This window comes from Enterobacter sp. RHBSTW-00175 (genome assembly GCF_013927005.1).
In the GTDB taxonomy this organism is placed as follows: domain Bacteria; phylum Pseudomonadota; class Gammaproteobacteria; order Enterobacterales; family Enterobacteriaceae; genus Enterobacter.
On the sequence record NZ_CP055930.1, the window covers coordinates 41,790 to 54,799 of the forward strand.

The following is a 13,010-nucleotide window of genomic DNA, read 5'->3' on the forward strand; positions in this document are numbered from 1 at the left end:
ACAGCCTCCTTATTATGAGTTCACACACACTATAAAGGGTTTTATATAGATGACATGCGAGGAGGTTCACGAAAAGAGGAGCAAAGGCAAGTTTTACATAGCTTTAAGAAACGCCCGTCATCGGCGATAATTAGCCCTTTCTTATTCATCGCGGAGTGTTGATGAGCGATTTGCAGCCTTTTCCCCTGACGCGCAAGCGCCCCATGAAGCTGAACACACTGGTCACCCTGATGGTCTGCGCCATTATCGGATCGGTACTGCTGGTCGTGTTCGCGCTCTATTCTGTGCAAATCACCAGGGCAACGCGCGATGATGTTAAAGATACCGCCCTGGGGATTGCCAGAACGCTGGCCGACAGCCCGGAGGTCAAGCGCGGGCTGATGCAACCGCCGCAGGCCGATATCATTCAGCCCATTGCACAGGCCATCACGCAGCGCAACGATCTGCTGTTCACGGTCGTGACCGATATGCGGGGGATTCGGTACTCTCACCCGAACGAAGCGCTCTTAGGGCTACATTTTATCGGGGATGACCTGACCCCGGCGCTGGAGGGAAAAGAGAACGTCTCCGTCAATCGGGGCGTACTCGCAGAGGCGCTGCGTGTGTTTACCCCCATCTATGATGCGCAACACGAACAGATTGGCGTTGTCGTGGTGGGGATTTCACTCAATAAAGTTGAAGAGCAAATCACGCGCGGGCGGCAAAATGCCCTCTGGACCATCCTGTTCAGTATCCTGATGAGCTCTCTTGGGATCTGGGGCCTGGTCCGCGTCCTGAAGCGTATTCTGTTTGGCCTGGAGCCTTATGAAATCTCCGCGCTGTTTGAGCAACGTCAGGCGATGTTACAGTCCTTGCGTGAAGGAGTTGTCGCCGTCGACATTCACGGACGGGTCACGATGATAAACCACGCAGCCCGGCAGATTTTGCTGCTGCCATCGGGCCAATCCGCTGAAAACTCGGGTGAACCACCCCACTCCCCTCTACTGGCAAGCCTGAGAGAGGTGTCAAAAACCGGGGTTGCCCGTCAGGATCAGGAGATCAGCTGCAACGGCCGTTTGCTGCTCTGTAATATGGTGCCTGTTAAGAGCCAGAATCAGGTGATTGGGGCCATCAGCACTTTCCGTGATAAGACTGAAATCAGCCAGTTGATGCAACGCATTGACGGCATGGTCAACTACGTCGATGCCCTGCGTTCCCATACCCACGAGTTTATGAATAAGCTGCATGTCATCCTGGGTTTGCTGCACATGAAGCGTTACGACAAACTGGAAGAGTACATTATCCAGACCGCGCAAAATTACCAGACTGACATCGGCGCGATTCAGGGCAAGATTAAGTCCCCGGTGATCGCGGGCTTTTTACTGGGCAAAATTAATCGCGCCAAGGAGGCCGGTTTTACCCTGACCCTGGCCGATGAGTGTCTGCTCCCGGATTGCACCAACGAAGAACAGGTCGCGGTGCTCATTACCGTGCTCGGTAATTTGATTGAAAATGCACTGGATGCGATGACGGGCCAGCGCGAAGGCGAAATTAGCCTGCTACTGCACTACCAGAATGGCTGGCTCAGCTGTGAAGTTAGCGATGACGGCCCCGGAATTGACCCCGTGCGGCTGGAAGATATTTTTAATAAAGGCTACTCAACGAAAGGTGAAAACCGTGGTGTTGGGCTGTTCCTTGCTCGCCAGCAGATCCACAACCTCGGCGGAGACATCACCGTCGAGTCGGAACCTGGCGTTTTTACCCAATTTTTTGTTCAGATCCCCTGGGATAGCGAGAGGAATATCGCGTGATAAATGTATTAATTGTCGATGATGATGCCATGGTAGCCGACCTCAACCGTCTGTATGTTAACCGCGTTGAGGGATTTAGCTGCTGCGGCGTCGCCTCCACGCTCAACCAGGCCGAGGCGTATATTAATAATCCGGCTCAGCCTATCGATCTGGTGCTGCTGGACGTCTACATGCAGCAGGATAACGGGCTGGATCTCCTGCCTGTCATTCGCGCATCTGGTCGCCAGATTGACGTCATCATGATCTCTTCAGCATCCGATGCGGTGACGATCCAGACATCCATGCATTACGGCGTGGTGGATTACCTGATTAAACCGTTCCAGTTCCCGCGTTTTGAAGAGGCGCTGAACGGCTGGAAGGCGAAACACAGCCTGATGGGATCGCACCAGTATTATGAACAGGCGGATGTCGATCGGCTGCTGCACGGTGGCGCGCCGGAACTGGCAGACAGCAAGCGTCTGCCGAAAGGTTTAACTCCACAGACGTTGCGCACCATTTGTCAGTGGATCGACGGCCACCCGGATATGGAGTTTTCAACCGACGACCTGGCAAACGCAGTGAATATTTCGCGGGTGTCGTGCCGCAAATACCTCATCTGGCTGGCGCAAATCACCATTCTGTTCACCAGCATTCACTACGGCGCAACGGGGCGTCCGGTGTATCGCTACCGGCTCCAGCCGGAACAGATTGGCCTGCTCAGACAGTACTGTCAGTAACGCGGTAATCGTTATCCAGTAAGGTAAAGCGGAAGAGGTGTTTAGATGAGAAAACCACCTCTTTCGCTTTCGTGACGAAGATGGCTTCAATGTCAGGCCGCGCCCGCAACGCCACGCAGCCCTTCTCAACCCCCATGCCAAACATCAGCGTAGTCCAGATATCGCCGTCGATAGAGTTCTTTGAAACAATCGTCACGCTGTCCAGCTCATTATCCAGCGGATAACCGGTGCGCGGGTCAAGAATATGGTGATAACGTTTACCGTCTTGCTCAAAGTAACGCTCATACGTTCCGGAAGTCACAACGGACATATTCTCGACGTCCATCGAGCCAATCAGTTCATCCGCGGCAAACGGTTTTTTCAGCCCCACGCTCCAGCCGCCTTCCGGCGATCCCAGCGTCTGGATGTTGCCGCCCAGGTTAATCAGCCCCAGGTCTGCGCCCTCTTTACGCAGGTAATCGCGCACCCTGTCGGCGATATACCCTTTGGCGATGGCACCCAGGTCAATTTCCATTCCCGCTTTGGCCAGCCATACGCTGCTGTTTGCCTCATCAAGCAGGACATCTTCGGGCCGGGTAATCGAAAGCAGTGAAGCAATGTCGTCAGCTGGTGGTACGGTGTCGCCCTTAAAACCAATTTTCCAGCGTTTCACCAGCGGGCCGATCGCCAGATTAAAGGCACTTCCCGGGTACAGGCTGGTGGCTTTTGCGCAGCGAATAAGTTCAAATACAGGCTGGCTGACGGAAACCGGGTGACGCCCGGCCGCATGGTTGATATCCATCACCTGAGATTGCGCGCGGTTTACGGTGAGCAAATCTTCATACTGTTTGATTAAACGGAAAACGCGGGAGGCAAGCGCCTCGTCGTGGGAAAAAAGTTTCAGAAGGATGGGCGAACCCATCAGCACGGCGGAATAACTGTAGACACGATTGGCAGACGGCATGGACAGGGCTCCTTGGTTGACATGCCGGATGCGCAACGCGTATCCGGCCTACGGGTCAGGTGCCATTTGTACGTTTCATGCCCGGTAAGCACAGAGCTACCGGGCATGAGGCCATTACATTTTCGAACGCATCGCTGCCTGATGTCCGGCAAGCGTACCAAAAATAATGATATCTGCCACTGCGTTCCCCCCAATACGGTTACCACCGTGAATACCGCCAACCACTTCACCTGCGGCGAATGCCCCCGGGATAACCTGGTAGTCGTTGTCCAGCACACAGGTTTCGGTGTTGATGGTTACGCCACCCATCGTATGGTGTACGCCCGGCGCAATCTGAATGGCATGGAATGGCCCTTCGTTGATTGGCGCACGCAGTGCGGTGGTACGGCCGAAGTCATCATCGTGCTGTTTTTCAACAAAGCCGTTATAGCGTTCGAGCGTTGCCAGGAAAGCGTGATAATCCATTCCTAAGGTTTCAGCCAGGGCTTTTGGTGAGCTGGCACTGGTGACGAAACCTTTGGCGATATACTCATCAGCAGCTTTGTTTTTCGCACGGACATGCTCATCAAAGACGATGTAAGCGTATTTTTCAGGCAGGGCAATAATCTGGGCAGAGACTTTATCGCGCGTCTCCATTTCATTGAAGAAGCGGTTCCCCTGCTGGTTCACCAGAATCGCACCACCACCACGGATGGATTCGGAAATCAGGTAAGAGGTTTTCTGCTCAACGGTCGGGTGAATCTGAATTTCGCCCATATCAACAGTGCCAGCGCCGATACGCTCCAGCAGCGCGATACCGCCACCTGTTGCACCTTTATGGTTAGTGGTCACGAAACCTTCCAGATCCGGACGGTATTTCACGACCATCTGGCTGTTGGCGCTGAAGCCGCCGGTGGCGACAATTACGCTTTTGGTGGCCACGGTGACGGTTTCGTTATCCTCGGTTGTCAGGCGTACACCGGTCACTTCGCCGTTTTCGAAAATGATGTCACTGACGGAGGTATCCAGCATCACGTCGATGTTGCGTTTGGTGACGTTACGCACCAGGCCGCTTATCAGATATCCGCCCACCGCAGAACCATCTTTCGGACGGTGAGTACGGTCAATGCTCATCCCACCGGTGGTGGTGATGTCGTTCAGCATGATGCCGCGGGTTGCCAGCCATTCGATCGCCTCTGGCGCGTTTTCCACAAAGCGACGCAGCAGTTCCGGGTTGTTCTTGTTGCCGCCGCCTTTGAGGCTTTCCTGGTAGAACAGCTCTTTGCTGTCCTGAATGCCTTTCACACGCTGGAAGCGGGTTTCCGCTGCGTTCATCCCGGCAGACGCTTTAATGGTGTTACCGCCGATGGTTGGCATTTTTTCGACAATCAGTACACTCGCACCTTCGTCATGCGCCTGAATCGCCGCCGCCAGGCCTGCGCCACCGCTGCCGATAACCACCACATCAACAGATTTGGTTTCGTTTGGGTCGGCACCTTCTTCCGCTGCCAGTGCTTTGCTGGATTTGAGCATTGCTTTGGAAACAGCTTTTTTCACCGCTTCGCTCTGGCTGGTGGCACCAGTGATGGCATCCACATGCGGGGTGTTGGCATCCAGAATACGGGAGCGGATCTCTTCAAAACTGGTTACAAACTCCACGTCCTGGCTCGGGCCGAACGCCAGTTCGATGTCCGCAATACGGTCCGTTTCGAGGCTGACGTTAATCACCAACTCGTTTACATCGTCCTGCACTTTTTCAGCGAACATGCCCGGTTTGAATTTTGATTCGCCCATGCTCATATCGCGGATCATCGCTTCCACCAGCGAGAAGCGCCACAGCGGTTCCGGGATGCTCAGCGCTTCGCGTTGGGTGCTGTCCATAAACAGCTCAAGGGTTTCACCGGCAGCAATACGGTCGGTCCAGTCAGGATACGCGATGGTCGCACGACCAACGGCAATCAGATCGTAACCCTTGTCTATGGCGTTATTAGCATCAGCGGCATTCACCACACCGCCCACGCCCATGACCGGGATTTGTGCCAGCGTGTCGGAACGCATCGCGCAGTATTTTTCGATAAGTGGGGTTGGGTCTTGCGTGTCGACAATTGACGGGCGCAGCGTTGCCCCCACGGAGAAATGCAGATAATCCACGCCACGGGCCGCCAGTTTTTCCAGCAGGTACATGGTGTCATCAAAACGGATGCCAGGGACTTCCATCTCTTCAGGCGAGAAACGGTAGCCAATAATGAACGCGTCATCCGCGTACTGGCGTACCATTTTATGGGTTATCTCCAGTACGGCCAGCGGGAATTTCGCGCGGTTATCGCGGCTGCCACCCCACTCGTCAGTACGCTGGTTAGAGTTCGGGGAGTAAAACTGCTGGATCAGGTAGGTATTTGCGCCATGGATTTCGACGCCATCAAAACCCGCCTGAATCGCACGACGTACGCCTTCACCAAACTTGCCGATCATGCCTTCCACTTCTTTGGTGGTCAGGGCAACCGGAGTTGCGGCGCCCTCGCGCGGCGCGGCAACTGCGCTCGGCCCAACCGGTGTACGCCCGCCGATCAGTTTTGGGTCGACCATACGGCCGCCGTGGTAAATCTGAAGAAGCGCTTTAGAACCATTGGATTTGATCGCCTCGGCGATTTTTGCCAGGCCGGCGATTTTTTCGTCGTTATCGATACCGATAGCGCCCGGGAAGGCAAGCCCAAGATCGTCGATAAAGCAGCATTCAACAATGATGGTACCGATGCTGCCGGAGCGTGCCCGATAGTACTCCACCAACTCGCTGGTTACCGTACCATCGTAATAGCCGGTACAGGTTGTCATCGGAGCCATTAATAAGCGGTTTTTAAGTTCAGTACCGTTTGGCAGAGTGAAAGGGCTAAGGATGCGTTCGTTAGTACTCATAATAGAAACTCCAAACTTTAAAATTTAAGAATTCGTTATCGGGCTCAGTTTTATTTCGATTTTTTATGCCGATGTCATGATATTAATATAATGATTTTTTTAGTTTCTAAAGCTATTACGTTAGTTATAAAACTATTTAATCCCTTCGGTAACATTAATAACACATTGGTGTTAGTGATATAAATTACTTTATTCACAATAATTTAAACACCGTTAACCTTTCACTTACCAATCAGCACCTGAGTAACGCACATAAAACCCAACAAAAACAATAAAATAACCAAAACAACCCATCTCGAATGTTATCAAAAAGAAACAATTTAAATAATAAAACCAATAATATCCACATAGCTCTATAGGGTTATTTTCGAAAGATTAAAAATACTCCTGCGATTCTATTTTATTGATCGCGATCAACAGATCTGGCATCCAAAGGCGCAATATATAAACATCATCATTTTTTAATTTAACGCATCCAGAAATGCGTTGAGTCGTTATTAATGAAATTACAAAAACGCACCTTTAATAACTAAAAAAAGCAAAGAAACTAAAGAAAGCGAATTTGTCATTTCTGCATAAACCGAATTTTTGACAACTTAAGACGTGAAATTATGAATACAAAAACTGCTGTAACGCCCCCGGTGGCGAGTAAGGCAACAGACGGAAACGCAAAACGTCTGCTGATGATGGCTCTGCCAATTATCGTTGCCGTGCTGCTTCTGTTTGTTCCCGTTCCTGAAGGGTTGCCACCTTATGCATGGCACTACTTCGCTATCTTTGTGGGCGTGATCGTGGGGTTAATCTTCGAACCCCTGCCAGGCGCCGTTATCGGCCTGACGGGTGTCGTGGCTATTGCCCTGTGCAGCCAGTGGGTGCTTTTTAGCCCTGAACAACTGGCCGACCCTAAATTCAAACTGGCGGGCGCCTCCTTTAAATGGGCGGTGAGCGGTTTCGGTAACTCGACCGTCTGGCTGATTTTCGGTGCTTTCATGTTTGCAGCAGGTTATGACAAAACCCGCTTCGGTCGCCGTCTGGCGCTGATTCTGGTGAAGTATCTGGGCCGTCGCAGCCTGACGCTCGGTTACGCCATCACCTTCGCGGACTTGCTGCTGGCACCGTTTACGCCATCCAACACCGCACGTAGCGGCGGCACAATCTACCCTATCATCGCTAACCTGCCGCCGCTGTATGGTTCAAAACCTAATGACCCAAGCGCGCGTAAAATTGGTTCGTACCTGATGTGGGTGGCGATCACTGCGGCCTGTATCACCAGTTCTATGTTCCTTTCTGCTCTGGCACCTAACCTGCTGGCGCTGGCGCTGGTGAAAAGCACCGTAGGGATTAACATCTCCTGGGGTACCTGGTTCATCGCCTTCCTGCCGCTGGGCGTGCTGTTGATTATGGTGATGCCACTGCTGGCCTACTGGTTCTACCCACCAGAAGTCAAAGTGAACGACGAAGTGCCGCTGTGGGCAAGCCGTGAACTGGAAAAACTGGGCAAACTGTCCCGTAATGAAATCCTGCTGTTGGTGTTCGTGTGCTGTGCGCTGCTGATGTGGATCTTCGCTGCTGCGTGGATCGAACCGGCAATGGCTGCCCTGTTAATCGTGGGTCTGATGCTGTGGACTGGCGTACTGGAATGGAACGACATCACCGGTAACAAAGCCGCATGGAACACCTTCGTCTGGTTTGCCACCCTGGTCGCACTGGCCGATGGTCTTTCCTCAACCGGCTTTATCAGCTGGCTGGGTAAAGAAGGTGGCCAGCTGATGAGCGGCATCTCTCCGGGTGTTGCAACTATCGTTCTGCTGCTGGCGTTCTATCTGCTGCACTACCTGTTTGCCAGCACCACCGCGCACACCACGGCTCTGTTGCCAGCGATGCTGACCATCGCCTCCACCATTCCGGGCATGAATATGGAAGTGTTTGTCCTGCTGATGGTGACGTCGCTGGGTATCATGGGGATCATCACCCCATACGGTACTGGCCCAAGCCCGATTTATTACGGTAGTGGTTACCTGCCAACCAAAGACTACTGGCGCCTGGGCACTATCTTCGGTGCCATCTTCCTGGCAGCCCTGCTGCTGATTGGTTATCCGTGGATGTCCATGATGTTCTGATTTCTGACCGCCGGACCAATCCTCCGGCGGTTTAATTTTTGTGGAGCAAGTTATGTCAAACAAACCCTTTTACTACCAGAACCCCTTCCCTCTCGCGCACGACGATACCGAATACTATCTGCTGACCAAAGAGCACGTTTCTGTTAGTGAGTTCGATGGAAAGGAAATCCTCAAAGTTGAGCCTGAAGCCCTGACTCTTCTGGCACAGCAGGCCTTCCACGATGCCGCCTTTATGCTACGCCCGTCTCACCAGAAGCAGGTCGCCGCTATCCTGAACGATCCGCAAGCGAGCGAAAACGACAAGTACGTCGCGCTGCAATTCCTGCGTAACTCAGAGATCGCCGCCAAAGGCGTATTGCCAACCTGCCAGGACACCGGCACAGCAATCATTATGGGTAAAAAAGGCCAGCGCGTCTGGACCGGCGGCGGCGATGAGGCCGCACTCAGCCAGGGCGTGTATAACACCTATATTGAAGACAACCTGCGTTATTCACAGAATGCCGCGCTGGATATGTATAAAGAGGTGAATACCGGTACCAACCTGCCTGCGCAGATCGATCTTTATAGCGTTGATGGCGACGAGTACAAATTCCTGTGCATGGCAAAAGGCGGCGGTTCAGCCAACAAAACCTATCTGTACCAGGAAACCAAAGCGCTGATCACCCCGGCGAAACTCAAAAATTACCTGGTCGAGAAGATGCGTACCCTGGGTACAGCGGCCTGTCCTCCTTACCATATTGCCTTCGTTATCGGCGGGACTTCTGCTGAAAGTACCCTGAAAACCGTGAAGCTGGCGTCTACCCGTTACTACGATGGTTTGCCAACTGAAGGCAACGAACACGGCCAGGCGTTCCGCGATATTCAGCTCGAACAGGAACTGTTGCAGGAAGCGCAAAACCTGGGGCTTGGCGCGCAGTTTGGCGGCAAGTACTTCGCCCACGATATCCGCGTGATCCGCCTGCCGCGTCACGGTGCTTCTTGCCCAATTGGCATGGGCGTCTCTTGCTCCGCAGACCGTAACATCAAAGCGAAAATCAACCGCGACGGTATCTGGATTGAAAAACTGGAACATAACCCAGGCCAGTACATTCCTGATGCACTCCGCCAGCAGGGCGAAGGCGAGGTGGTCAGCATTAACCTGGATAAGCCAATGACCGAGATCCTGGCACAGCTTTCTGCTCATCCAGTGTCTACACGCTTGTCTTTGAACGGTACCATCATCGTGGCGCGCGATATCGCCCACGCCAAACTGAAAGAGTTGCTCGACAATGGCGAAGAACTGCCGCAATACGTAAAAGATCATCCGATCTACTATGCAGGCCCGGCGAAAACACCTGAAGGCTATGCCTCCGGCTCGTTAGGCCCAACCACCGCTGGCCGAATGGACTCGTACGTGGATTTACTGCAATCGCATGGCGCGAGCATGATCATGCTGGCAAAAGGTAACCGCAGCCAGCAGGTGACCGATGCCTGCCACAAACACGGTGGCTTCTACCTCGGCAGCATCGGCGGCCCGGCAGCGGTACTGGCGCAAAACAGCATTAAGAGCCTGGAATGCGTGGCGTACCCGGAACTGGGCATGGAAGCTATCTGGAAAATCGAAGTGGAAAACTTCCCGGCGTTCATTCTGGTGGATGACAAAGGTAATGACTTCTTCCAGCAGATCCAGAACAAACAGTGCGCGGGTTGTACGCAGCGTTAAGCACCATCGCGTAACCTGGTAAAACAGACTGCACTATTCAAAAGCCTGCTCCCGCAGGCTTTTTTATTCCCATCGCTTTCATATAAAAGGCCCCCTTCGCTTGTTGCTAATTGTGTGAACTCAAAGGGATAAAATTGGGTGCTAACCAGCAGATGACATGATAAAAAAGGCATCGTAACGTGAGACAGGATCAGGCTGATAAGTTTGAAGCAACACTGGCAAAGAGAGGGGAATTTATCCTTCCGGTAGCGTAACCTCTACTCTGGTTATCAACACAAATCTGTTCAGACGCTCTGGCAACCCTGTTTTGGTGGTTGCCACCATGCCGGATTGTTTGGCATGTTAACAGACCTGACCTTCCAATTTTGTTCAAGTAACGAGTTTGCGAGCAAAGCGATGATTAAGTGGCCCTGGAAATCGAATGATGCAGGTCGAAATACGGCGCTGCCCTGGGATGAAGCGCTGGCTATCCCTCTACTGGCTAATCTCCCGCCGGACGACCAGGCAAGACTGGTTCAGCTTGCCGATCGTTTCTTGCAGCAAAAACGCCTGGTTGCACTTCAGGGATTTGAACTGGATGCGCTGAAAAGTTCGCGTATCGCCCTGCTCTTCTGCTTACCGGTTCTGGAACTCGGCATCGAGTGGCTCGATGGATTCCACGAGGTGCTGATTTACCCGGCGCCGTTTGTTGTTGATGACGAATGGCAGGATGATATCGGGCTGGTGCATAACCAGCGTGTCGTGCAGTCGGGGCAAAGCTGGCTGCAAGGGCCAATTATCCTCAACTGGATGGATATCCAGGACTCTTTCGATGCATCCGGGTTTAACCTTATTGTTCATGAAGTGGCGCATAAGCTTGATACCCGCAACGGCGACCGGGCTAGCGGCGTACCGCTGATACCCTTACGCGAAGTGGCGGGATGGGAACACGACCTGCACGCGGCGATGGATAATATTCAGGATGAAATTGATCTGGTTGGTGAGAGCGCCGCCAGCATCGATGCCTATGCAGCTACCGATCCTGCGGAGTGTTTCGCCGTGCTGTCGGAGTATTTTTTCAGCGCCCCCGAGCTTTTTGCACCGCGTTTCCCGGCCCTGTGGCAGCGCTTCTGCCATTTTTACCAGCAAGATCCGTTACAGCGTTTACGTAAAAATAGCGAGTATGGTGGCAATTCATCCACTCAAGTACACTAAAACAACATTTTGAAGCTTAATTAATCATTTGAATCAGCATGTTAATTTTAGTGTTGACACAAATTAGAGAGGCCATTAACATGCGCCTCGTTCACACGATTCCTCTGTAGTTCAGTCGGTAGAACGGCGGACTGTTAATCCGTATGTCACTGGTTCGAGTCCAGTCAGAGGAGCCAAATTCTTGTTTTCATGCCTCTTTGCGAATCCTTATGTGATTTAGATTCAATAAGTTAGCGTGAAAAATATTCCCGATGCATTTTTAGTTTTCCCTCTGCATCGGGAGAATTTGGTGGTCAGATTTGGGGTCAAGTTGGTTCGATGACGGAGTGACCCCCAAATGTCTCTTAACGACACAAAAATCCGCAGCTTAAAACCATCCGCTAAACCTTTCAAAGTTTCCGATTCTCATGGCCTGTACCTTTTAGTCAATCCAGGCGGTTCACGTCTCTGGTATCTCAAATATCGAGTCAATGGTAAAGAATCCCGCCTCGGCCTAGGTGCCTATCCCGATGTTTCTCTGGCTTACGCTCGTCAGCAACGTGATGGCATACGCAAACTGCTGACGCAGAATATCAATCCATCACAGCAACGTATCGCAGAGAAAGCTGCCCGCTCACCGGAAAAAACATTTAAGCACGTTGCATTGAGCTGGCATAAAAGCAACAGAACATGGTCAGAGAACCACGCCTCCCGTCTTCTTGCCAGCATGAACAATCATATATTTCCTGTGATTGGACACTTGCCAGTAGCTGAACTGAAACCTCGTCACTTTATCGATCTGCTGAAAGGCATTGAGCAAAAAGGTCTGCTGGAAGTCGCAGCACGTACCCGGCAACATATGTACAACATCATGCGGCATGCCGTGCATCAGGGGATGATTGAGAGCAATCCGGCGTCGAATCTCGAAGGTATCATCGCAGCACCGGTTAAACGACACTATCCCGCCCTTCCCCTTGAACGACTACCCGAACTGTTGAGCCGAATTGATGGTTATCATCAGGGACGGGAATTAACCCGGCTGGCTGTTTCTCTCACCCTGCATGTCTTTATTCGCTCCAGTGAACTGCGGTTTGCCCGCTGGACGGAAATAAGTTTCAGAAACAAAATCTGGACTATCCCCGCCACACGAGAGCCGATCCCCGGAGTCCGCTATTCCGACAGGGGGACGAAAATGCGTACGCCACATATTGTCCCGCTGTCACATCAGACCATCGACATACTGAAGCAGATAAGAGAAATCTCCGGTGATCAGGAGTTGCTGTTCCCCAGCATCCGGAATCCATCCAGACCAATGAGTGAAAATACGGTTAATAAGGCGCTGCGGCTGATGGAATATAATACTAAAGAGGATGTCTGCGGCCACGGGTTTCGGGCAATGGCCTGTAGTGCCCTGATTGAATCAGGTCTCTGGTCACAGGATGCGGTTGAGCGTCAGATGAGCCATCAGGAGCGCAATAGCGTTCGGGCAGCATACATCCACAAGGCGGAGCATCTGGAAGCCCGCAAGGCGATGATGCAGTGGTGGTCAGATTATCTGGACAGATGCAGAGAGGAATTCGTGCCATCCTATATTTTGGGCCATCAGCAGTCCAAAGTCTGAACTTCGGTATATACCGATTGATAAGCTTGAAAAAGGGCTCAGCTAATGGGCCC

The 13,010-nt window shown here is 52.3% G+C and carries 8 protein-coding genes and 1 tRNA gene; 7 read left to right on the plus strand and 2 right to left on the minus strand.

Annotated elements, in window-relative coordinates:
• The first annotated feature begins 161 nt into the window (after positions 1 to 161).
• Both HV107_RS00245 and dcuR read left to right on the plus strand, forming a co-directional pair.
• The gene (locus HV107_RS00245; protein ID WP_182061596.1) at positions 162 to 1,790 is read left to right on the plus strand and encodes a sensor histidine kinase; all 1,629 of its coding nucleotides are present in this window, start codon (positions 162 to 164) and stop codon (positions 1,788 to 1,790) included.
• Positions 1,787 to 2,506 (plus strand): two-component system response regulator DcuR, encoded by a 720-nt coding sequence (gene dcuR, locus HV107_RS00250; protein WP_182061597.1) that lies wholly within the window; start codon positions 1,787 to 1,789, stop codon positions 2,504 to 2,506. The genes HV107_RS00245 and dcuR overlap by 4 nt, the downstream gene beginning before the upstream one ends.
• Here dcuR and HV107_RS00255 read toward each other — a convergent pair.
• Both HV107_RS00255 and HV107_RS00260 read right to left on the minus strand, forming a co-directional pair.
• Positions 2,487 to 3,449 (minus strand): FAD:protein FMN transferase, encoded by a 963-nt coding sequence (locus tag HV107_RS00255; protein ID WP_182061598.1) that lies wholly within the window; start codon positions 3,447 to 3,449, stop codon positions 2,487 to 2,489. The genes dcuR and HV107_RS00255 overlap by 20 nt on opposite strands.
• Positions 3,450 to 3,563: 114 nt before the next feature.
• Entirely contained in the window at positions 3,564 to 6,341 is a 2,778-nt protein-coding gene (locus HV107_RS00260) for a flavocytochrome c (RefSeq protein ID WP_182061599.1), read from the minus strand.
• A 611-nt stretch (positions 6,342 to 6,952) separates the two neighbouring features.
• Here HV107_RS00260 and HV107_RS00265 point away from each other — a divergent pair.
• From HV107_RS00265 to HV107_RS00285, 5 genes are all read left to right on the plus strand, one after another.
• Positions 6,953 to 8,461, plus strand: coding sequence for an anion permease (locus tag HV107_RS00265; protein ID WP_220458423.1), 1,509 nt, complete (start codon positions 6,953 to 6,955; stop codon positions 8,459 to 8,461).
• Between the two features lie 52 nt (positions 8,462 to 8,513).
• Complete coding sequence (gene fumA / locus HV107_RS00270) at positions 8,514 to 10,163, plus strand: class I fumarate hydratase FumA (protein ID WP_182061600.1); 1,650 nt, start codon at positions 8,514 to 8,516, stop codon at positions 10,161 to 10,163.
• Between the two features lie 396 nt (positions 10,164 to 10,559).
• Positions 10,560 to 11,357 (plus strand): DgsA anti-repressor MtfA, encoded by a 798-nt coding sequence (mtfA, locus tag HV107_RS00275; RefSeq protein WP_182061601.1) that lies wholly within the window; start codon positions 10,560 to 10,562, stop codon positions 11,355 to 11,357.
• Between the two features lie 100 nt (positions 11,358 to 11,457).
• Positions 11,458 to 11,533 (plus strand) — tRNA-Asn (locus tag HV107_RS00280).
• A gap of 161 nt (positions 11,534 to 11,694) precedes the next feature.
• A complete protein-coding gene (locus tag HV107_RS00285; RefSeq protein WP_134706140.1) occupies positions 11,695 to 12,957 on the plus strand; it encodes a phage integrase central domain-containing protein in 1,263 nt (420 codons plus the stop codon).
• Positions 12,958 to 13,010: the final 53 nt, after the last annotated feature.

Bases quoted from the DNA above. Each gene is read 5' to 3' on its own strand.
- HV107_RS00265 (WP_220458423.1), top strand. From the start codon at position 6,953: ATGAATACAAAAACTGCTGTAACGCCCCCGGTGGCGAGTAAGGCAACA.
- mtfA (WP_182061601.1), top strand. From the start codon at position 10,560: ATGATTAAGTGGCCCTGGAAATCGAATGATGCAGGTCGAAATACGGCG.
- HV107_RS00255 (WP_182061598.1), bottom strand. From the start codon at position 3,449: ATGCCGTCTGCCAATCGTGTCTACAGTTATTCCGCCGTGCTGATGGGT.
- HV107_RS00245 (WP_182061596.1), top strand. From the start codon at position 162: ATGAGCGATTTGCAGCCTTTTCCCCTGACGCGCAAGCGCCCCATGAAG.
- fumA (WP_182061600.1), top strand. From the start codon at position 8,514: ATGTCAAACAAACCCTTTTACTACCAGAACCCCTTCCCTCTCGCGCAC.
- HV107_RS00260 (WP_182061599.1), bottom strand. From the start codon at position 6,341: ATGAGTACTAACGAACGCATCCTTAGCCCTTTCACTCTGCCAAACGGT.
- HV107_RS00285 (WP_134706140.1), top strand. From the start codon at position 11,695: ATGTCTCTTAACGACACAAAAATCCGCAGCTTAAAACCATCCGCTAAA.